18 protein-coding genes are annotated in these 19,877 nt (G+C 74.8%); 7 read left to right on the top strand and 11 right to left on the bottom strand.

Annotated elements, in window-relative coordinates:
- Positions 1–19 precede the first annotated feature (19 nt).
- Positions 20–370, bottom strand: a complete 351-nt coding sequence (locus FN207_RS11760) for a three-helix bundle dimerization domain-containing protein (RefSeq protein ID WP_142458702.1) — start codon at positions 368–370, stop codon at positions 20–22.
- A gap of 226 nt (positions 371–596) precedes the next feature.
- Between FN207_RS11760 and zwf the strand changes: the two genes are divergently transcribed.
- The 3 genes from zwf to FN207_RS11745 all read left to right on the top strand — a co-directional run bounded on the left by zwf (position 597) and on the right by FN207_RS11745 (position 3,951).
- Entirely contained in the window at positions 597–1,973 is a 1,377-nt protein-coding gene (gene zwf / locus FN207_RS11755; RefSeq protein WP_142458701.1) for a glucose-6-phosphate dehydrogenase, read from the top strand.
- Positions 1,974–2,178: 205 nt separating this feature from the next.
- On the top strand, positions 2,179–3,636 hold the full coding sequence (locus FN207_RS11750; protein WP_221888157.1) for a chloride channel protein: 1,458 nt from the start codon (positions 2,179–2,181) through the stop codon (positions 3,634–3,636).
- 120 nt (positions 3,637–3,756) lie between these two features.
- Entirely contained in the window at positions 3,757–3,951 is a 195-nt protein-coding gene (locus FN207_RS11745; protein ID WP_142458700.1) for a hypothetical protein, read from the top strand.
- A gap of 13 nt (positions 3,952–3,964) precedes the next feature.
- On the opposite strand, the gene FN207_RS11740 is transcribed toward FN207_RS11745, so the two are convergent.
- The 3 genes from FN207_RS11740 to FN207_RS11730 form a co-directional block, all read right to left on the bottom strand.
- Positions 3,965–4,636 (bottom strand): GAP family protein, encoded by a 672-nt coding sequence (locus FN207_RS11740; RefSeq protein ID WP_142458699.1) that lies wholly within the window; start codon positions 4,634–4,636, stop codon positions 3,965–3,967.
- Between the two features lie 86 nt (positions 4,637–4,722).
- The gene (locus FN207_RS11735; RefSeq protein ID WP_142458698.1) at positions 4,723–5,400 is read right to left on the bottom strand and encodes a hypothetical protein; all 678 of its coding nucleotides are present in this window, start codon (positions 5,398–5,400) and stop codon (positions 4,723–4,725) included.
- A gap of 81 nt (positions 5,401–5,481) precedes the next feature.
- Complete coding sequence (locus FN207_RS11730) at positions 5,482–5,730, bottom strand: SHOCT domain-containing protein (protein ID WP_142458697.1); 249 nt, start codon at positions 5,728–5,730, stop codon at positions 5,482–5,484.
- Positions 5,731–6,017: 287 nt separating this feature from the next.
- Between FN207_RS11730 and FN207_RS11725 the strand changes: the two genes are divergently transcribed.
- Together FN207_RS11725 and FN207_RS26260 are read left to right on the top strand one after the other, a co-directional pair.
- Positions 6,018–6,527 carry a DUF5994 family protein gene (locus tag FN207_RS11725; protein ID WP_142458696.1) on the top strand — a complete coding sequence of 170 codons (510 nt, stop codon included), beginning with the start codon at positions 6,018–6,020 and terminating at the stop codon, positions 6,525–6,527.
- 86 nt (positions 6,528–6,613) lie between these two features.
- Positions 6,614–6,754 carry a hypothetical protein gene (locus FN207_RS26260; RefSeq protein WP_185938303.1) on the top strand — a complete coding sequence of 47 codons (141 nt, stop codon included), beginning with the start codon at positions 6,614–6,616 and terminating at the stop codon, positions 6,752–6,754.
- Between the two features lie 9 nt (positions 6,755–6,763).
- Here the strand turns inward: FN207_RS26260 and FN207_RS11720 are convergent, their stop codons facing one another.
- The 3 genes from FN207_RS11720 to FN207_RS11710 form a co-directional block, all read right to left on the bottom strand.
- Positions 6,764–7,069: an antibiotic biosynthesis monooxygenase family protein gene (locus FN207_RS11720; protein ID WP_185938302.1), complete on the bottom strand. Its 306-nt coding sequence runs from the start codon at positions 7,067–7,069 to the stop codon at positions 6,764–6,766.
- A gap of 17 nt (positions 7,070–7,086) precedes the next feature.
- On the bottom strand, positions 7,087–8,409 hold the full coding sequence (locus FN207_RS11715; RefSeq protein WP_185938301.1) for an ATP-dependent 6-phosphofructokinase: 1,323 nt from the start codon (positions 8,407–8,409) through the stop codon (positions 7,087–7,089).
- A 200-nt stretch (positions 8,410–8,609) separates the two neighbouring features.
- Positions 8,610–10,934 carry a transketolase-like TK C-terminal-containing protein gene (locus FN207_RS11710; RefSeq protein ID WP_142458693.1) on the bottom strand — a complete coding sequence of 775 codons (2,325 nt, stop codon included), beginning with the start codon at positions 10,932–10,934 and terminating at the stop codon, positions 8,610–8,612.
- A gap of 73 nt (positions 10,935–11,007) precedes the next feature.
- Between FN207_RS11710 and FN207_RS11705 the strand changes: the two genes are divergently transcribed.
- The gene (locus tag FN207_RS11705) at positions 11,008–11,376 is read left to right on the top strand and encodes a nuclear transport factor 2 family protein (protein WP_142458692.1); all 369 of its coding nucleotides are present in this window, start codon (positions 11,008–11,010) and stop codon (positions 11,374–11,376) included.
- 38 nt (positions 11,377–11,414) lie between these two features.
- On the opposite strand, the gene FN207_RS11700 is transcribed toward FN207_RS11705, so the two are convergent.
- The 3 genes from FN207_RS11700 to FN207_RS11690 are packed head-to-tail and all read right to left on the bottom strand — an operon-like array spanning position 11,415 to position 14,220.
- The gene (locus FN207_RS11700; RefSeq protein ID WP_142458691.1) at positions 11,415–12,440 is read right to left on the bottom strand and encodes an NAD(P)-dependent alcohol dehydrogenase; all 1,026 of its coding nucleotides are present in this window, start codon (positions 12,438–12,440) and stop codon (positions 11,415–11,417) included.
- Entirely contained in the window at positions 12,437–13,177 is a 741-nt protein-coding gene (locus FN207_RS11695; protein WP_142458690.1) for a metal-sulfur cluster assembly factor, read from the bottom strand. The genes FN207_RS11700 and FN207_RS11695 overlap by 4 nt, the downstream gene beginning before the upstream one ends.
- Entirely contained in the window at positions 13,177–14,220 is a 1,044-nt protein-coding gene (locus FN207_RS11690) for an amidohydrolase family protein (RefSeq protein ID WP_142458689.1), read from the bottom strand. Before FN207_RS11690 ends, FN207_RS11695 begins: the two co-directional genes overlap by 1 nt.
- Before the next feature lie 165 nt (positions 14,221–14,385).
- Between FN207_RS11690 and FN207_RS11685 the strand changes: the two genes are divergently transcribed.
- Positions 14,386–15,858: an AAA-type ATPase lid domain-containing protein gene (locus tag FN207_RS11685; protein ID WP_221888156.1), complete on the top strand. Its 1,473-nt coding sequence runs from the start codon at positions 14,386–14,388 to the stop codon at positions 15,856–15,858.
- A gap of 105 nt (positions 15,859–15,963) precedes the next feature.
- Here the strand turns inward: FN207_RS11685 and metH are convergent, their stop codons facing one another.
- Positions 15,964–19,761: a methionine synthase gene (metH, locus tag FN207_RS11680; RefSeq protein WP_246065996.1), complete on the bottom strand. Its 3,798-nt coding sequence runs from the start codon at positions 19,759–19,761 to the stop codon at positions 15,964–15,966.
- Positions 19,762–19,877 lie beyond the last annotated feature (116 nt).

The raw sequence follows: 19,877 nt of genomic DNA, 5'->3' as shown, positions 1-19,877 counted from the left end.
GCCGCCGGCGCGGCGTCCCTCAGCCTCCGGACAGCTGCCTGCGGACGTCGCGCTCGATCAGGATGGGCAGGAACGTCCGGACCGTCGCCGCCTCGAACCGGGCCCGGGACAGCGCCATGAGCCGCCGCGCCTCGAGCTCCCTCGCGGGGTCCCCGCCGGCCTCGGCGACCAGCCGTGCCTCCAGCCGGCGCAGCTGCTCCTCGACCCCGTGCAGGCCGCCCAGCAGAGCGGCGCACGACCGCCCCGCGCCTTCCCCCGGCAGCGTCCCGGACCCGAGGCCGGTCGGGCGGACGGCGCCCAGGAAGCCGGGCAACGCCGTGTCCTCCTCCACATCGAGGGGTGCGGTCGCCAGCGTTCCGGGCTCGTCCATGGGCGCAGTGTCGGGGGACGGCCGCGGCCCCGGGCCACCCGGCGCGGATGACCTCGACCGCGCCGGGGGCTGCCCTTCACCACTCCCTGGCGATGCCGAGCCGCGTGTGCCGGCGGGAAGGTGGCCCCGGTCGGGGTCGGCGCGCGCCTCCCCTGCGCAGCCGAGACGCCGCACCGGGGTGGTCCGGTGACCGACGACCGCCACGACGACGAGGAGGTGGACCGGCATGGTGAGCGAGCGAGTGGACGCGCTGGTGGTCTTCGGGGCGACCGGCGACCTGGCCAAGCTGGAGACCTTCCCCGCCCTGGTCGGGCTGGTCGACCGCGGGGTCCTGGACGTGCCGGTGGTCGGCGTCGCGAAGAGCGGGTGGGACCTGGACCGGTTCCGCGGGTACGCGGCGGCGTCCCTGCGGGACAACGGGCTCGATCCGGACTCCGGGCCGGGGAAGCGGATGCTGGGCCTGCTGCGCTACGTCGACGGCGACCTGGACGACGACGCCACCTACGCCGCTATGGCGCGGGAGATGGGCGACGGCAAGCGCGCGCTGTTCTACCTCGAGGTGCCGCCGTTCCTGTTCGGGCGGATCGCACGGGGCATCTCGACCGCCGGCCGCGCCGAGGGCGCCCGGGTCATGGTGGAGAAGCCGTTCGGCCACGACCTCGACAGTGCCCGGGAGCTCAACGACACGATCCACCGGTACTTCCCCGAGGAGTCGGTGTACCGCGTCGACCACTGGCTGGGCCTCGACCCGCTCGAGGACGTGATGGCCGCCCGCTTCGCCAACTCGGTGTTCGAGCCGCTGCTCAACCGCGACCACGTGGCCAGCGTGGAGATCACGATGGCCGAGGCCTTCGACGTCGCCCACCGCGGCCGCTTCTACGACGCCACCGGCGCCGTGCGCGACGTCGTGCAGAACCACATGCTGCAGGTGCTCGCCACCGTGCTCGCCGATCCGCCGGACGGGTCGGGCATCGACTCGTGGCTGGACGCCAAGGCGCGGGTCGTCGCGGCGATCCGGCCGCTGGCGCCCGAGGACGTGGTCCGCGGTCAGTACGAGGGCTACCTCGACGTCGACGGCGTCGCCCCGGACTCCACGACGGAGAGCTTCGTGGCCATGCGGCTGGCCGTGGACTCGTGGCGATGGGCCGGGGTCCCGCTGCTCATCCGTGCGGGCAAGACCATGCCGGTCACCGCCACCGAGATCACCATCCGCTTCACACCGGTGCCCGTCGACGTGTTCGGCGTCGGTCCGAGCGGGATCCGGAACCAGCTCCGCTTCCGCATCTGGCCCGAGACGGAGCTCGGCCTCAGCCTCGTCGGGAAGCTCCCCGGTGCGGGCGCGCGGGCGGAGTCGCAGGAGATGGTGTTCGCGCAGCAGGCCGGGTCGGACATGCGCCCCTACGACCGCCTCATCGGTGCCGCGCTCGACGGGCGGCGTGGGCTGTTCGCCCGGCAGGACACCGTCGAGGCGGCCTGGCGGGTCGTCGACCCGATCCTCGGCGACGCCGTGCCGCTGCATCCCTATCCGCGGGGCAGCTGGGGGCCCGAAGAGGCCCAGCGGCTGCTGCCGGAGGGCGCGACGTGGCACGCCCCGGCCGCGTGACGTCCCGGATGGGTGCGGTGGCCCCGCGGGCACCGGGTCGTCACCTCTCTCCGCGACACCTGCCGGGAGCGGACGTCCACCACCCGGCAGATCGCGTCGCTGTGCGGCCGGCCGCCGGTGCCGCTGCCGAACTGCCGCTGACGACGCCGGTGCACGAGCGCACGGTGGTGCCGTCCGCCGCTGACGAGAGCGAGAGGTCAGAGGGATGACACCGTCCGCCACCGACGGACCCGCCGCACCGGCCGCACCCGCCGCACCCGCCGACCCGGCCACCATGCTGCGCAGCCCGCAGTACCTGCGGCTGCTGGTCGTCGCCGCCGTGCTGGGGGTGCCGATCTCGGCCGTGGCGTACTGGTTCCTCGTGCTCACCGGCGCCCTCGGGGACTGGCTCTACACCGGTCTGCCCGCGGCCCTGTCGTTCGACCCCGTCCCCGTGTGGTGGCCGCTGCCGCTGCTCGGGCTCGCCGGTCTGCTGGTCGGGCTCGTCGTCCGCTCCGTCCCGGGCCGCGGCGGGGAGTCCCCGCTGGACGGCTTCCACCCCGGAGGTGGAGCGCCTGCTCCCCTGCCGCTGCTCGGGATCGCGGTCGCCGCGGTCGTCAGCCTGGGCCTCGGTGCCGTGGTCGGCCCGGAGGCGCCGCTGATCGCGATCGGCGGCGGCCTGGCCGCGGCGGCCGTCCGGCTGGCCCGCCGGCCGGTGCCCGCGCAGGCGCTCGCGCTCGTCGCCGCGACCGGCAGCTTCGCGGCGATCAGCGCCCTGTTCGGCTCACCGCTGGCCGGCGCGTTCCTGCTCATGGAAGCCGCGGGCATCGGGGGTCCGATGCTGCGGCCCCTGCTGGTGCCGGGGCTGCTCGCCTCCGGCATCGGCTCGCTGGTGTTCGTCGGCCTGGACGCCTGGACCGGGGAGGGCGTCTTCTCCTTCGCGCTGCCCGGCCTGCCGTCGTTCGACCGGCCGGACCTCGCCCAGTTCGCCTGGGCCGTGGCCATCGGGCTCGCCGCGGCCCTCCTGGTCACCGGGATCCGCCGGCTGGCGACGTGGCTGCGGGCACCGGTCGAGCGCCGCGTGCTCGTCGCCGCACCGGTGGTCGGCCTGGCGGTCGCCGGGCTGGCCATCGGCTACGCGCAGGTCTCCGGCCACGACGTCACCGACGTGTTGTTCTCGGGCGAGGAGCAGCTGCCCGGGCTGGTCGACGCCCGCGCGGACTACACCGTGGGCGCCCTGCTCCTGCTGCTGCTGTGCAAGTCGCTGGCCTACGCCGGCTCGCTGGTCGCCTTCCGCGGCGGGCCCACGTTCCCGGCCGTCTTCCTCGGAGCGGCCGGTGGGATCGCGCTGTCGCACCTGCCGGGCCTGCCGGTGACTCCCGCCGTCGCCATGGGGCTGGCCGCCACCTGCGCGGCGATGCTGCAGCTGCCGCTCACCTCGGTGCTGCTGGCGACCCTCATGCTGGGCGCCGACGGGCTGGCCGTCATGCCGCTGGTCATCGTGGCCGTGACGGTGTCCTACGTCGCCTCCGCGCGGCTGGCGCCCCGACCGGCCGCGCCGGGGGACGCCGCGGCCGACCCGGCACCCGACACCCCGGTCCCGGTCCCCCGGCCGGCCGCGGCCGACGGGATCGCGGCCGTCCCCGGTGGCTCATCCCGCCCGGGTGAGCCGCACGGGCCGTGAGGCACCCCATGCTCGACGGGAGGTCGCAGCACCGCGGGGCCCGGGACCCGGTCCCGTCGGGAGACCTCGGTGTCCGACGCCGTCCGCGCCGGAGCCACGCGTCAGAGCGGAGGCCTGACCATGACCGCGCCGTCTCGGACACTCCCCGACTTCCCGACCCTCGACCGGTCCATCTCCGCCGCCCTCGCCGCGCTCCGGCTCGCCCGGGCGGTGAGCACCCGGTCCCGCGACGACGACTCCGCCCGTGCCGCGGAGGACGCCGAATCCCGGCTCAACGGCCTGCTCGAGTGCCGGCTCGCCGCCCAGCGCCGGTGACCGCCGGTCGTCGTCAGATCAGGCCGCCCAGCCCCTGACCGACGAGGACGACGCCGAGCAGGAGCAGCAGTCCGACCGTCACCGCCGTGCCGTGCGCGACCAGCCAGCCGCGCAGCGCCTCCAGCGGCCCGGCCATCCGCCGGCGCCCCACCGAGTGGACGAGCACCGGCACCGCGACCGTGCTGGCGGCGGCCGCCGTGAAGACGGTCACGGACCAGGCGTCCTGGGCGCCGGGGGCACCGCCGTCGGCGATGGCCAGGCCCGCGGCGACGCACACGAGCAGGACCTTCGGGTTCGCCGCGGACACCACCAGGCCGAGGACACCGGCCCGCACCGCGGTGAACCGGTCGACCGCCGCCAGCCACGCCGGCGGGCGCCGCGCCGTCCCGGGCCCCGGCCGCGTCCGGTACCCGCGCGCGGCCAGCGCGAGCAGCAGCACGCCGAGTGCCAGCTCGGTCCACGACGCCGCGGAGGAGTCGCCGGCACCGCCCGGCGCGCGGTCGCCGGCCAGCACGGCGAACAGGCCGGTGACCCCCGCGATGCCGGCGACCCACCCGGCGAGGAACCCCGGGCCGGTCACGCCCGCCCGCGGCGTCAGCAGCATCGCGACGACGGCGAGGACCGGGAGCGGGGACACCGCCACGACGACCGCCAGGGGCAGCACCGCCGGGGCGACGTCTCCCACGGGCCGACCTCCGTCCGACGGTGCCGGGGACGCGGCACGCGCCCGGCCGATCGTGGTGCCCGGCTGGCGCACCGGACACGGCGCACTCAGGCGGGCAGGATGTTGACCACCCGGGCGAGGACCACCACGAGGACGCCCAGGGAGATCAGCGACTGCAGCGCCATCAGCGCCTTGACCCGCAGGGTCAGCGGCAGCGTGTCGGTCGGGCTGAAGGCGACCAGGTTGGTGAACGCCAGGTAGAGGTGGTCCCCGAAGTGCGGGCGCCAGCCCGGTGCCGCCAGGCCCGTCGTCTGGGTCTGCGGGAACTGGAAGTCGGGGAAGGGCGCAGGCTCCGCGAGCCGGCCGGCCGGTCCCCCGCCGTCCAGCTGCCAGTAGAGCAGCGCGAACGTGACCACGTTGACGACCAGGACCAGGACCCCTGCGACCATCAGTCGCTGCACGGTGAGTGCCTCGCCGTCGACGTCGCCGTTCTCGAGCACGAGGCTCACGAGCCGCACGGCGGCGACGGCGTTCGCGACCGCCAGGATCCCGAACAGGACGAGCACGAGCGACCGGGCGCTGCGCGGGACCGGACCGGGCCGGGCCGCGATCCCCAGCAGCACCAGCAGCGCGATCCCCTCGACCACCGGCACGACCAGCGGCGGCCCGACGCGGAGCCCGGGCGGGATGAGCACCTGCGCCAGGATGACCAGCACGACCGTCAGCAGCGGCCAGGTGTAGCTCTCCGGGGCGCGCTGCGGGCTCCGGCCGACTGCGCCGTCCACGGCACCACCCTGTCCCTCCTCCGGGAGCCGACCCGGGAGGCGGAGCTCGTCGAGCGCCCGGCGGCCCCCGGCGGCGAGCCGTCAGGACGCGAGGACCCGCTGCTTCTCCGCGTCGAACTCCGCCTGCGTCAGCACGCCCGAGTCCAGCAGCTCCTTGAGCTTCACCAGGTCGCCGTAGCGGTCCTCGGGAGGAGCCGGCGCGGCCGCGGGGACAGGCGGCGGCGGCGCCTCCTGGACCGGCGCCTCCTCCGCGGCTCTCCGCTCACCCCGTTTCGCCGCCACGTGGGCCGTGGCCCCCAGCACCGCCGCTCGTCGCAAGAACCTGGGCATCCCGCTCTCCTCCACTCGCAGCGTCCCCCGCGGTCGTCGTTCCGCGACCCCACCGGGGGCAGGGTCGGACAGACACCGCCCCGGTGCGCCACCCCGATGAGGTGACTGCGCCCGCCGGCCGTCCCCCCGCCCCTCCGACGGCGGCGGTCCGGGCGGCCGGCGGGTGTAGGTTCGGCCCACGGCGCCACTGCGGCGCCCAGCCCCTCCGCTCCCGGAGGGAGATCGGCGGTCCCAGCCATGGGACTCACCCCGCACGCGTCCTCCCCCCGCACGACCGCGAGCCGGTCGTGACCACCATCCGCGTGACCCGCCGGTCCTCCGGCGACGCCGGGGACGCGCAGGCCCCCACGGTCCGTCCGGGGGCGGTCCGGCTCGAGCTCATCGACCCGGTGTCGGCCCGCACCACCCTCGACGGCGCCTGGTGGCCCCGGACGAGGGACCTGAACGCCGAGCTGGCCCCGCTGCTCGAGGAGCTGGGCCGCCGCGGGATCCGGGCCACCCGGGTGGCGTTCAACCCCGACTCCTGGGCCGCGGCGCCCCGCCGGCTGCGGGTCGGCGACCGCACCGTCCGCCTCGGCTGGTTCCGCCACCTGGACCCGCAACTGCTCAACCTCACCGGCGACCTCCGGCGCGGCCGGCTGGACCTGCTCGTCGTGCCGCCGGACACCTCCGAGGCCGACGCCCAGCGCGCCTTCGCCGCGGCCACCGACCGCGCCAACGGCGACGAGCCGACCGTCCTGCTGTCCGGGCTCGACCGTCCCGGGCTCGATCCCGACCGCGGGCAGCCCGCCCCCTGACCCCCGGTCACACCGGTCCCGGGGCGGCGCCCGCCGGCCCCGGGCACCCCGCCGGCCGACCGGCCGGCCCGACGGAGGAGCCCTCCATGGCCGACAAGTCCCCGCGCCACTCGATGTCGAAGAAGTCCGGCAAGACCCTCAAGGAGAAGCGCAAGGAACACAAGGCCAAGGTCGACGACCGCTCGCAGATGGAGCGCCTGACCGCCACGGCCGACAAGAAGCACTGACCGCGGCGCTCACCCGCCCGGCGTCGTCCCCTCGAGCAGGAGCGCCTGCGTCCCGGACAGGGCGGCGAACCGGGCGTCGAGCGCGCGGTACGCCCCGGCCTCCCGCGCGAGGAACGCCGTCCAGTCCGCCTCGTCACGCCAGCGGTCGACCGTGACGAAGCGGGCTCCCCCGCCCGCGTCGCGGTACAGCTCCGTGCCGAGGAAGCCCGGGGACCGGGCGAACAGCCGCGCCCAGTCCCCGTCCGGCCCGTAGGCGACGGCGAAGCGGTCCACCGCGCCCGGGGCGACGTCGTAGCTCCAGATGCGCAGGAACACGACGCCGTCCCGGCCGCCTACTCGAAGCGGACGGGCTGACCGGTCGCCTCGAGCACCGACATCCACAGGTCGCCCAGCGGGTCGACGTGGTTGCGGCGGCTGACCGCCAGCGCCATCGGGATGTGCACGAACCGCCGGCGCCGGCGCGCCACGATCACCTCGGTGCGCCCGGCCATCGCCGCGTGCACCGCCGCGTGCGCCAGCCGCAGGCAGTACGCGCTGTCGTAGGGGTTGGCCGGCACGCTGCGGATGGCGTAGCTCGGGTCGAAGTAGCGGACGTTGTTCTCGACCTTAGCGTCGTCGAGGTGCTCGGTGATCAGCCGGCGCAGCAGCCGGCCGATGTCGCCGAGGCGGACGTTGCCCGAGGCGTCGCGGCCGGGCTCGTGCTCCTCGATGTGCTCCTGCCCGGCACCCTCCGCCACCACCACGACGGCGTGGCCGCGGTCCTCGACCCGGCGGCGCAGGTGCTCGAGGAAGCCGCGCTCGCCGTGCAGCGCGAAGGGCACCTCGGGGATGAGCACGTAGTCGGCGTCGTCCTTGGCCAGCGTCGAGTAGCAGGCGATGAACCCCGAGTGCCGGCCCATGAGCTTGACCAGGCCCACGCCGCCGGGGGCCGAGCGGGCCTCGACGCTGGCGGCGTGGATGGACTTGGTCGCCTCCGACATCGCCGTCTGGAAGCCGAAGCTCTGGTCGATGTAGGGGATGTCGTTGTCGATCGTCTTCGGGACCCCGACGACGGCGATCTTCAGGCCGCGCTCGCCGATGACCCGCACGACCTCCATCGCGCCGCGGATCGACCCGTCGCCGCCGATGACGAACAGGATGTTGATCGCCAGCCGCTCCAGGGCGTCGACGATCTCCTCGGGGTCCTGCATCCCGCGGGAGGTGCCGAGGATGGTGCCGCCCTCGTCGTCGATGTGCTGCACGACCTCGGGCGAGAGGTCGACGACGTCCTCGCCGTAGTGCGGGATGAAGCCGCGGTAGCCGTTGCGGAACCCGACGATCCGGCGGACCCCGTAGTGCCGGCACAGCTCCAGCACCAGGCCGCGGATGACGTCGTTGAGGCCGGGGCACAGCCCGCCGCAGGTGACGATGCCGACCCGCGTCTTGGCCGGGTCGAAGTAGATGCGCTGGCGCGGGCCGCCGGGCTCGAGGCTGGGCAGCTGCTCGACCGGGACGCCGCGCACACCGGCCATCGAGATCGTGTCGTCGAAGAGGATGCGGTCGTCCTCCACCACCGAGTGCTGCGTCGTCTCGCGGGCGGCCAGCCGATCGGCCAGGGGCGAGTCGATGCGGCAGGGCCCCAGCGTCCGCACGGTGAGGTCCTCGTGTCCGATCACGGGGAGAACGCTCCCACACGGGCACCCCGCCGCTGCGCGCGGCACCCCGGTCGTCAGGTCGTCATGTCGAGTGGGATTCCGGGACGGCCGGGTCCGCGACCGTCCGCGCCGTGCGGTGCCCGACCCCGCGCTGCAGGGTGAGGTCGGGCACCACACGCCGAGGGTGGCGGGCGGGGTGCGGGTGGGGCCGGCGGGCGGGGTCAGTCGACGAGGTCGAGCGCCGCGCCGACCAGCGAGTCGACGTCGAGACCGTGGTACCGGTACACGCTGTCGAGGTCGCCGGACTGCCCGAAGCGGGTGACGCCGAGGTGTGTGGCTGGCACCCCGCGGACGCCGGCGAGGAAGGCCAGCGTGTGCGGGTGACCGTCGAGGACGGTGACCAGCGGCGTCGCGCGGTCGGCGGGCAGCGCGGCGTCGAGCACCCACGCCGCGGCCTCGTCGAGACCGCGGCGGGCCTGCACCGCCCGGAACAGCAGCCCGGGGCTGGTCACGACGACGACGTCGGCGGGGAACCCGAGCCCGTCGAGCCGCTCGGCGGCGGCCAGCGCCTCCGGGACGAGCGCGCCCATCGCCGCGAGGGTGACCGCCGGGCGCGGCACCCGGCGCAGCGGATAGGCGCCGGCCACCACCTGGCGACGGCGCCGCTCGCGGGCGGCCGGGTCGGCGGGGACGGCGGCCAGCGCCTGGTCGACCGGCCGGGTGGACAGCCGCACGTAGGCCGACTGCCCGCCGGGGCGGCCCATCTGGCCGAGCGCGGCGAGCAGCACCCACTCGGTGTCGAGGGCGAACGCCGGCTCGTAGGACAGGCAGCCGGGCTGCTCCAGCCCGATCGACGGCGTGGTGATCGACTGGTGCGCCCCGCCCTCGGGCGCCAGCGTCACGCCCGACGGCGTCCCCACCAGCAGCGACTGCCCGCCGGCGTAGATCGTGAACGACCACGGCTCCAGCGCCCGCTCCACGAACGGGTCGTAGAGCACCCCGATCGGCAGCAGCGGCTGGCCCCACCGCGACCACGTGGCGCCCAGCTCGCCGATGGCGCCGACCAGGTTGGTCTCGGCGATGCCGAGCTCCACGTGCTGCCCGGAGGGCCGCTCGCGCCAGTGCAGGATCGTCTCGGCGTCGTCGGCGAACCAGTCGCGCCGGTCCTCGTGGGACCAGACGCCGACCTTGTTCACCCAGCCGCCGAGGTTGGTCGAGCTGGACACGTCGGGGCTGACGGTGACCACCCGCCGGCCCACCTCGGGCGCGGCGCGGTTGAGGTCGAGCAGCGTGCGCCCCAGCGCCGCCTGCGTGGTGGCGGTGCCCGACGGGGTACGGCCGAGGTCGGCGGGCACGGCCGGTGGCGCGGCGGGCTCGGCCGGAGGGCGGGCGAGGCGCGCGGCGGCCGCGGCCAGCAGCTCCGCGGGCCGGCTGCCGGCCGGGAAGCCGGCCCACGGCTGCGCGGGGTCGACGCCGACGCGCGCGGCCAGCTCGTGCAGCTGCGCCTCGGTGAGCAGCGCGGAGTGGTTCTGCGGGTGGCCCTCGGTGGCCAGCCCGTAGCCCTTGAGCGTGTAGGCGATCACCACGGTGGGGCGGGTGTCGTCGATCCGGGAGAACGCCTCGCGCAGCGCGGCGAGGTCGTGGCCGCCGAGGTTGCGCACCGCGGCGAGCAGCTCGGCGTCGGGCACGCCGGCGACCAGCCCGGCGATCGCCGCGGCACCCGGCGCCTCCCCCGGCAGCTCGCGGCGGACCTCCTCGGCCGTGCGCCGCAGCAGCCGCTGGTACTCGGCGTTGCCCATCCCGTCGATGCGGTCGCGCAGCTCCGCGCCGCCGGGCCGGGTGAACAGCTCCTCCAGCAGGGCGCCGTACTTGACGGTGAGCACCTGCCAGCCGGCGGCGGTGAACATGCCCTGCAGCCGGGTGGCGCCCATGGTGGGGACGACGCGGTCCAGCGACTGGCGGTTGAGGTCGACGATCCAGTTCACCTCACCGAGCTCGGCGACCATCGGGTCGAGCACGGCCTCCCAGACGGCGCCCTCGTCGAGCTCGGCGTCGCCGACCAGCGACCACTGCCGCCCCGTTCCGCCGGTGCCGAACTGGGTGTTGACGTAGCGGCGGGCCAGCGCGCCCCAGATCGGGGCGGTCGCGCCGATGCCGACCGACCCGGTCGAGTAGTCCGCCGGCACCGGGTCCTTCAGCCGCGAGGGATAGGACTGCAGCCCGCCGAACTCCCGCAGCGTGGTCAGCCAGGAGGCGTCGAGCTGGCCGAGCAGGAACTCCAGCGCGTGCAGGACCGGCGAGGCGTGCGGCTTCACCGACACCCGGTCGTCGGCGCGCAGCTGCTCGAGCCACAGCGCCGTCATGATCGTCACCATCGACGCGCTGGAGGCCTGGTGGCCGCCGACCTTGAGCCCGCTGGGGTTGGGGCGCACCCGGTTGGCGTGGTCGACGACCGCCGTGGCCAGCCACAGCACGCGCTGCTCGATCTCGCGCAGCGCGGCGTCGTCGGCGGCGGTGGCGGGGTGCCGCGGGGCGGCGAGCGTCATGGTCTCTCCTGTCGGGCGGATGGGGCACCAGGATGACGGGGAACCGGACCGTCGTCGCGAGAGGACCCGCCCCATGACCGCACCGGACCGCGCCGAGCGGCTGCGCTCCCTGTACCGGGCGTTCACCGCCCGCGACCTCGACGCGGTGCTGGCCGCCATGGCCCCGGACGTCGACTGGCCCAACGGCTGGGAGGGCGGGCGGGTCTCCGGCCACGAGGAGGTCCGCGGCTACTGGGAGCGCCAGTGGGCGCAGATCCGCCCGTTGCTGCGGCCGACCGGGATCGAGGAGCGCCCGGACGGCTCGGTCGCCGTCACCGTCGCCATGACCGTCCGCGACCCGTCGGGCGCGGTCCTGTCGCGGGAGACCGTCCGGCACGTCTACCGGTTCAGCGGCGACCTGGTGCAGCGGATGGACATCGAGAAGGTGGGCACCGAGAGGTAGGCGCCCCCGACCGTGAGGCCGGGGGCGCCCACCCGGCCTCACGGCACGAGGATGGCGCGGCCCCGGACCTTCCCGGCGTCGAGGTCGCGGATGGCGTCCACGGCCCGGTCGAGCGGGTACTGCTGGGTGTGCAGGGTGACCTTCCCGGCCTGCGCGAGCACCATCAGCTCGGCCAGGTCGGTGTAGGTGCCGACGATGTTGCCGACGATGTTCTTCTCCCCGGCCACGAACTCCAGCGTCGGGATGCGCAGCTCGCCGCCGTAGCCGATGACGTAGAGCGAGCCGGCCGGGCCGGTCATGCGCCAGCCGTCCATCTCCGCGCCCTGCTCGGCCACGAAGTCGAAGACGACGTCCGCGCCGCCGCCGGTCAGGTCCTGCACCGCCTGCACCTGGTCGCCGTCGGCGAGGACCGTCTCGTCCGCGCCGATCCGGCGGGCGAGCTCCAGCGCCTCGGGGTTGCGGTCGACGACGACCACCCGGGTGCCCGACAGCGCGGCCAGGCACTGGACGCCGATGTGGCCGAGGCCGCCGGCCCCCTGCACGACCGCCGTCGTGCCCGGGTGCAGCAGCGGCAGGGCCTTGCGCACGGCGTGGTAGGCGGTGATGCCGGCATCGGCCAGCGCCGCGACGTCGGCCGGGTTGGTCGACGGGTCGAGCTTGACGCAGGCGCGGGCGGTGGTGCGCAGGTACTCCGCCATGCCGCCGTCGTCGTTGGAGAGCCCGGGGAAGAAGGCGTTCTCGCACTGCATGTCCCGGCCGGCACGGCACGCCGTGCACAGGCCGCAGCTGGGCTGCGGGTGCAGGATCACCGTGTCGCCGACGGCGACGTTGGTGACGCCCTCCCCGACGGCGTGCACCCATCCGGCGTTCTCGTGCCCGATCACGTAGGGCAGGTCCGGGTTCTGCAGCTCGGCCCACTGGCCCTCGAGGATGTGCAGGTCGGTCCGGCAGACGCCGGCACCGCCGATCTTCACCACGACGTCGAGGGGACCCCGGATCTCCGGTTCCGGGATGTCGTCGATCGTCGGGTCGGAGTGGTAGGCGTGCACGCGCACGGCCTTCATGGCAGGACCTCCAGGGGCAGGACGGGACGGTCGTCGGGGCGGGGCACCTGGTCGGCCTCCGACCCGGGATAGCGGGTGGTGAGCAGCCCGCGGCAGAAGTGGGCGTTGCCGTCGACGGAGATCCGCACCGACCGGGCGCGGCGCAGCACCATCGCGGCGTCGTCCGGGCCGGGGCGGGTGCCGTCGTCGCGGACGAGCACGGGCGCGCCGTCGTCGACGGGGAGGCCGACGGCGGACCGCCGGCGCCGCAGCGCCGCGGCGGCGTCGTCCGGGAGGTCGCCGAGGGTGACCTCCCGGACGTCGGCCGACGGGTCGGCGCGCAGCAGGGCGGTGAGCGCCCGCTCCATCGCCGCGGTGTGCGCCTTGCGGGTGAAGGTGGCCCGCAGCTCGTCGAGGGAGTCCTCCGCCTCGGAGCCGAAGGTGCCGCGGTAGCCGAGGCCGGCGGCCAGGCCGGCGTTGATGAGGTCGGAGTCGTGGTGGTCGTCGAGCTCGACGACCACCCGCTGCACTCCCGGGACGGCGGCGACCGCGTCGTGGGCGTCGGACACCATCAGCCAGGCGAAGTTGGGCGCGCAGAACGACGTCGGCAGGCGCAGGTGCACCTCCACCGCCCCGCCGTCGACGGCGACCGAGCGGACGAAGCCGAGGTCGGTGACCGGCTCGTCGAGCTCGGGGTCGACGACGGTGCCCAGGGCGCGGCGGACCTCGTGCGCGAGGTCGGGGAGGACCGCCGTCATCACACGGCCGCCAGGTCGGCCGCGGCCGGCTCGCGCGGGCCGGTCTGCGTCTCGTCGGCCTCCGGCAGCCGCAGGTGCTCCGGGACGTCGAGGCCGTAGAGCCGGGCGGCGTTGAGGCCGAGCACCTTCTTCTTCACCTCGGTGGTGAGCGGCGCGTACTCGGTCAGGTCCTCGGGGATCTGGAAGTCCACGAACCGCTCGACCAGCCACTTCGGCGTCCAGAGCGCGTAGTCGCTGGAGAACAGGATCCGGTCCTCGCCGAGCCAGTAGACGAGCTCGCCCATGATCTGGGCGAAGTAGCGCGGCCGGGTGTGGATGAACGGGATCGCGACCGCCAGGCCGGCCACCACGTTGGGCTCCTGGGTGGCGATCCAGCAGAAGTCCTCCAGCCGCGGCAGGCCGCAGTGCTCCACCACGAAGGTCAGGTCGGTGAAGTCGGTGGCCACGTGGTCGACGTCGGCGACGTCGAAGGCGTCACGGTCCAGCGGCCGGATGGTGGGGCCCTTGTGGATGTGGATGTTGCGGATGCCCAGCTCGCGGCACAGCTCGAGGTAGCGGTAGGCCATCGGGTCGGTGAGCTTCCAGCCGCGGGACTCCCCGTGCCAGTCGGCGGTGTAGAGCTTCACGCCCTGCAGGTGCATCCGCTCGGCGGCGGCGCGCAGCGCGTCGAGGCCGTTCTCGCCGTCGCGCGGGTCCCAGTAGTGGTTGTAGGTCAGCTTGTCCGGGTGGGCCTGCGCGAGCGCGAACGCCTCCTCGGTCTGCCCGAACCCGCGGTGGTAGAACTCCGCGAGCCGCGCCGGCTGGAAGATCGCGTGGTCGACGATCCCGTCGGCGAAGACGTCGCGCATCAGCCGCTCGCCGCCCTGGTAGAGGTACTCCTCGTAGTCCCAGACCTCGGACTCCGGGCTGAGGTTGCGGTGGTAGTCGTAGAAGCAGTCGATGAACTGCTTGCCGTGCACGTTGCGCTGGTTCTCGGGGCGGGCGTCCCACAGGGCGATGTGGGCGTCCACGACGTAGTACTGCTCGCCGTCCTTGGTGTACATCCGTCGGCCTCCGTCGGCTCCGGTGTGAGGCGGGTCACCTCTCCGGGCCGACGCTAGGACCGCGGGAGCCCGGCGGGACCCCGCTCGGTGTCTCACCTTGAGACGCCGACCGCCCTCCCCCGCCGCGTACATTGCCGTGACACAGGCCACACCCGGGAGGCGACCGTGGAGGAACTGGTCCCCCGGCCGGAGCCGCTGCCCGCGTCCGCTCCGGCCACCCGGGGCGCCGCTCCGCGCGTCCGCGCCTCGTGGCGGCGCAGCCAGGGCTACGGCGTCCCGGCCGACGAGGTCGTGCCCGTGTTCACCGGCACGCCGGACACCGGATCACTGCTCTACGAGTGCGCGCACCGGGTGCTCACCGACCTGCAGTCGACGATCGCCAACGAGCCGGTGAGCCTGATGGTCGCCGACCACGCCGGTTTCGTCCTCGCCCGCCTCGGCGACGACGTGTCCATCCACCGCGCGCTCGACCGCGTGCACCTGGCGCCCGGGTTCTCCTACAGCGAGCGCAACGCCGGCACCAACGGCCTGGGGCTGTCGCTGGCCGACCGCGCGCCGTCGCTGGTGCGCGCCGCCGACCACTGGTGCACCGACCTGCGCGGCTACACGTGCGCGGCCGCGCCGGTGCTCGAGCCGGTCACCGGCGAGCTGGCCGGCAGCATCAACCTCACCACCTGGTCGGACTCCTCCTCCGAGCTGCTGCTGGGCCTGGCCCAGACGGCGGCCAGCGCCACCAGCGCGCTCATGGCGGTGCGCACCGGTGGCCGGGTCGTGCGCCCGGCGCCGCGCGGCGAGGTGTTCCGGGTGGTCGGCGGGTCACTGGCGCCCGACGACGGCGACCCCTGCGTTGCGCCCGCCTGGCGCACGGCGGTCGACCAGGCGGCGGTCGCGGTCTCCGGGGGCCGGGTGACCGTCGTCGTCGGCGAGGAGGGGGCGGGCAAGGCCACCCTGGCCGCGCTGGCCCGGCGGCGGCTGCCCGGCCGCCAGCGGCTGCTGCACGCGCGCGCCCCCGAGGCCGGGGACGTCGCCCCGTGGCTGGAGCTGTGGACGCCGGAGCTGCGCGCCGACGACACCTGCGTGATCGTCTCCGGGCTGCACCGCCTGCCCGCGTGGGCCGCCGGGGAGCTGGCGCAGGTGCTGGCCACGGTCCGGCGCACCGGCCGGCCGCAGCCGTTCGTGCTCACCGCGCCGGAGTACGCGGCGCTGCCCGACCCGATCGCCCGGCTCGTCGACGCCGTCGTCGAGGTCCCGCCGCTGCGCGACCGCGCCGACGACGTGCTGCCCCTGGCCGCCTGGACCGCCCGCCAGGAGCGGCACCGCGAGGTCGCGTTCACCCCGCGCGCGGCCCGGGCACTGACCGGCTACGGCTGGCCGGGCAACGTCGCCCAGCTGCGCCGCGTGGTGCGCGAGGCCGCCGCCCGCGCCGACGTCGTCGACGTCCACCACCTCGCGCCCGAGGTCCTCGACGGCGGCACCCGAGCGCTGTCCCGCCTGGAGCGGCTCGAGCGCGACGAGATCGTGCGGTGCCTGACCGAGCCGGGCACCACGATGACCCACGTCGCCGAGGAGCTCGGCATCGGCCGCGCCACGCTCTACCGCAAGATCGCCCAGTACAAGATCACCGTCCCCGACCGCTGACGGCAGCCCGGCGAGGACCGTCTCGCGCGCTCGGTTCGTGCACGCATCGCGCTCCCGGGCCGGCGGGCACCGCGCTGTGTGCACACGGCGCGGTGCCCGGGTCCTTCACTCGTCGTCGGTGCGGTAGCCCAGGTTGGGGGCCAGCCAGCGCTCGGCCTCGCGCAGCGTCCAGCCCTTGCGGCGGGCGTAGTCCTCGACCTGGTCGCGCGCGACCCGGCCCAGGTTGAAGTAGCGCGCCTCGGGGTGGGAGAAGTACAGCCCGCTGACCGCGGCGCCCGGCCACATGGCCATCGACTCGGTGAGCTGCAGGCCGGTGGCCGCCTCGACGTCGAGCAGGTCCCAGATCGCCTGCTTCTCGGTGTGCTCGGGGCAGGCGGGGTAGCCCGGGGCGGGGCGGATGCCGCGGTAGCGCTCGGCGATGAGCGCGTCGGCGTCGAGCCGCTCGTCGGCGGCGTAGCCCCAGAACTCCCGGCGCACCCGCTCGTGCAGTCGCTCGGCGAACGCCTCGGCCAGCCGGTCGGCGAGCGCCTCGAGCAGGATCGCCGAGTAGTCGTCGTGGTCGGCCTTGAACGCGGCCACCCGCTCGGCCGAGCCCAGCCCCGCGGTGACGGCGAAGGCGCCCACGTGGTCGCGCAGCCCGGTCTCCTTCGGCGCCACGAAGTCGGCGAGGGACTTGCGCGGGGCGCCGTCGCGGCCCTCGGTCTGCTGCCGCAGCTGGTGCAGCACGGCCCGCACCTGCGTGCGCGACTCGTCGGTGTAGACCTCGATGTCCTCGCCGTCGACCCGGGCGGCGGGGAACAGCCCGAGCACGCCGTTGGCGGTCAGCCAGCGCTCGGCGACGATCCGGTCGAGCATCTCCTGCGCGTCGGCGTAGAGCCGCCGCGCCGCCTCGCCGGAGGCCGGGTTGTGCAGGATGTCGGGGAACCGGCCGCGCATCTCCCACGCGGTGAAGAACGGCTGCCAGTCGATGTAGCCGCGCAGCTCCTCGAGGGGGTAGTCGCGGAACACCCGCACGTGCTCGACCGCGCCGTGCCGGTGGTCGCAGCCCGGGCCGGAGCACACGTCGCGGGCCTGCTGCGCCAGCATCCGCGGCCGCGGCGGGCTGTAGTCCGACCAGTCGATGGCCGGCGCGGCGGCGCGGGCGGCGGCCAGCGGCAGGAGCGTGCGGGTGTCCTGACGGGCGGCGTGCCGCTCGCGCAGCGTCTCGTACTCGGTCTCGGTCGCCGACAGCAGGCCGGGGCGCTGCTCGTCGCTGAGCAGCGCGGCCACGACCGGCACCGACCGCGAGGCGTCCTTCACCCAGATCACCGGGCCGTGGTAGCGCGGCGCCACCTTGACCGCGGTGTGCGCGCGCGACGTCGTCGCCCCGCCGATCAGCAGCGGCACCTCGAAGCCCTGCCGCTCCATCTCGCTCGCCAGGTTGACCATCTCGTCCAGGGACGGGGTGATCAGCCCGGACAGGCCAATGACGTCGGCGCCGATCTCCTTGGCGGTGTCGAGCACCTTCTGCGCCGGCACCATGACGCCGAGGTCGACGACCTCGTAGTTGTTGCACTGCAGGACGACGCCGACGATGTTCTTGCCGATGTCGTGGACGTCGCCCTTCACGGTGGCCATGACGACGCGGCCGTTGGTGCGCTCGGCGTCACCGGGCTGCTTCTCCGCCTCGATGAAGGGGATGAGGTAGGCGACGGCCTTCTTCATGACCCGCGCGGACTTCACGACCTGCGGCAGGAACATCTTCCCGGCGCCGAACAGGTCGCCGACGACGTTCATGCCGGCCATCAGCGGGCCCTCGATGACCTCGATCGGCCGGCCACCGCGGGCGGAGATCTCCGCGCGCAGCTCCTCGGTGTCGGCCTCGACGAACTCGTCGACGCCCTTGACCAGCGCGTGGGTGATCCGCTCCCCCACCGGCAGCGCGCGCCACTCCTCGGTGGCGGCCTCCTTGGCGGCGCCGTCGCCGGCGTAGTCCCCGGCGATCTCCAGCAGCCGCTCGGTGGCGTCGGGGCGGCGGGCGAGGACGACGTCCTCGATGCGGTCGCGCAGCTCCCGCGGGACCTCCTCGTACACCTCCAGGGCGCCGGCGTTGACGATGCCCATGTCCATGCCGGCGGCGATGGCGTGGAAGAGGAACACCGCGTGGATGGCCTCGCGCACCGGGTTGTTGCCGCGGAAGGAGAACGAGACGTTGGAGACGCCGCCGGAGACCAGCGCGCCGGGCAGGTTCTCCTTGATCCAGCGGGTGGCCTCGATGAAGTCCAGGCCGTAGCGGGCGTGCTCCTCGATGCCGGTGGCGACGGCGAAGACGTTGGGGTCGAAGATCACGTCCTCGGCGGGGAAGCCGACCTGGTCGACCAGGATGTCGTAGGCGCGGCGACAGATCCGCTGCCGGCGCTCGAGGGTGTCGGCCTGCCCGTCCTCGTCGAAGGCCATGACGACGACGGCCGCGCCGTACTTGCGGCACAGCCGCGCCTGCTCGACGAACTCCGCCTCGCCGTTCTTCAGCGAGATGGAGTTGACGATCGACTTGCCCTGCAGCTGCTGCAGGCCGGCCTCGATAACCTCCCACTTGGAGGAGTCGACCATCACCGGCACGCGGCAGATGTCGGGCTCGGCGGCGACCAGGCGGGTGAAGCGGGTCATCGCCGCCACGCCGTCGATCATGCCCTCGTCCATGTTGATGTCGATCGCCTGCGCGCCGGCCTCGACCTGCTGGCGGGCCACGGCCAGCGCCGTCGGGTAGTCGCCGTCGCGGATCAGCCGGCGGAAGCGGGCCGAGCCGGTGATGTTGGTGCGCTCGCCGACGTTGACGAACAGCGAGTCGGCGTCGACGTTCAGGGCCTCCAGGCCCGACAGCCGCATCGCGGGGCGCGTCGCGACCGGAGTCCGCGGCGGCAGGTCCCCGACGGCCGCGGCGACGGCGGCGATGTGCGCCGGCGTGGTGCCGCAGCAGCCGCCGACCATGTTGACGAAGCCGTCCTCGGCGAAGGAGCGCAGCACCGCGGCGGTGTCCTCGGGCGCCTCGTCGTACTCGCCGAAGGCGTTGGGCAGCCCTGCGTTGGGATAGGCGGAGACGAAGGTGTCGGCCAGCCGCGCGAGCTCGGCGACGTAGGGCCGCAGCTCCTTGGCGCCGAGCGCGCAGTTGAGCCCGACCAGCAGCGGCCGCACGTGGCGCACGGAGTTCCAGAACGCCTCGGTGGTCTGGCCCGACAGCGTGCGGCCCGAGGCGTCGGTGATCGTGCCCGAGATCATCACCGGCCAGCGCCGGCCGCGCTGCTCGAAGAGCGTCTCCAAGGCGAAGACCGCCGCCTTGGCGTTGAGCGTGTCGAAGATCGTCTCCACGAGCAGCAGGTCGGCGCCGCCGTCGACCAGGCCGCCGGCCTGCTCGACGTAGGCGTCCACCAGCTCCGGCCACGTGACATTGCGGGCGCCGGGGTCGTTGACGTCGGGTGAGATCGACGCCGTGCGGGTGGTCGGGCCCAGGGCACCGGCGACGTAGCGCGGCCGGTGCGGCGTGCGGGCGGTCATCGCGTCGGCCTCGCGGCGGGCGAGCCGGGCGGCGGCCACGTTGATCTCGCGGGCGAGCGAGCTCATGCCGTAGTCGGCCAGCGAGACGGCGTTGGCGTTGAAGGTGTTGGTCTCGATGACGTCGGCGCCGGCGTCGAGGTACTCGCGGTGGATGCCGGCGACGAGCTCCGGCTGGGTGAGCACCAGCAGGTCGTTGTTGCCCTGGACGTCGGACGGCCAGTCGGCGAAGCGCTCACCGCGGTAGCCGGCCTCGCTCGGGCGGTCGCGCTGGATGGCCGTCCCCATGGCGCCGTCGAGCACGAGGATGCGCTGCTCGAGCAGGGCGGTGAGCTCCGCGGTGGCGTCGGGACGGAGCTGCGGGGCGTCGGTCACGGGCGTCCTCAGGGGTCGGTGGGCGGAGGTGCGCGTAGCACCAGCAGCGACCGCGGACCCGGCCGCATTTCCACGGCTGCGCCATCCTCGCATCCCGCACCACCCTGGTGGGGCGC

This window comes from Geodermatophilus aquaeductus (assembly GCF_900182545.1).
GTDB classification, from domain to species: Bacteria; Actinomycetota; Actinomycetes; order Mycobacteriales; family Geodermatophilaceae; genus Geodermatophilus; species Geodermatophilus aquaeductus.
This window is presented reverse-complemented; position numbering and strand designations above follow the sequence as displayed.

Bases quoted from the DNA above. Each gene is read 5' to 3' on its own strand.
- FN207_RS11760 (WP_142458702.1), bottom strand. From the start codon at position 370: ATGGACGAGCCCGGAACGCTGGCGACCGCACCCCTCGATGTGGAGGAG.
- zwf (WP_142458701.1), top strand. From the start codon at position 597: ATGGTGAGCGAGCGAGTGGACGCGCTGGTGGTCTTCGGGGCGACCGGC.
- FN207_RS11750 (WP_221888157.1), top strand. From the start codon at position 2,179: ATGACACCGTCCGCCACCGACGGACCCGCCGCACCGGCCGCACCCGCC.
- FN207_RS11745 (WP_142458700.1), top strand. From the start codon at position 3,757: ATGACCGCGCCGTCTCGGACACTCCCCGACTTCCCGACCCTCGACCGG.
- FN207_RS11730 (WP_142458697.1), bottom strand. From the start codon at position 5,730: ATGCCCAGGTTCTTGCGACGAGCGGCGGTGCTGGGGGCCACGGCCCAC.
- FN207_RS26260 (WP_185938303.1), top strand. From the start codon at position 6,614: ATGGCCGACAAGTCCCCGCGCCACTCGATGTCGAAGAAGTCCGGCAAG.
- FN207_RS11710 (WP_142458693.1), bottom strand. From the start codon at position 10,934: ATGACGCTCGCCGCCCCGCGGCACCCCGCCACCGCCGCCGACGACGCC.
- FN207_RS11705 (WP_142458692.1), top strand. From the start codon at position 11,008: ATGACCGCACCGGACCGCGCCGAGCGGCTGCGCTCCCTGTACCGGGCG.
- FN207_RS11700 (WP_142458691.1), bottom strand. From the start codon at position 12,440: ATGAAGGCCGTGCGCGTGCACGCCTACCACTCCGACCCGACGATCGAC.
- FN207_RS11695 (WP_142458690.1), bottom strand. From the start codon at position 13,177: ATGACGGCGGTCCTCCCCGACCTCGCGCACGAGGTCCGCCGCGCCCTG.
- FN207_RS11690 (WP_142458689.1), bottom strand. From the start codon at position 14,220: ATGTACACCAAGGACGGCGAGCAGTACTACGTCGTGGACGCCCACATC.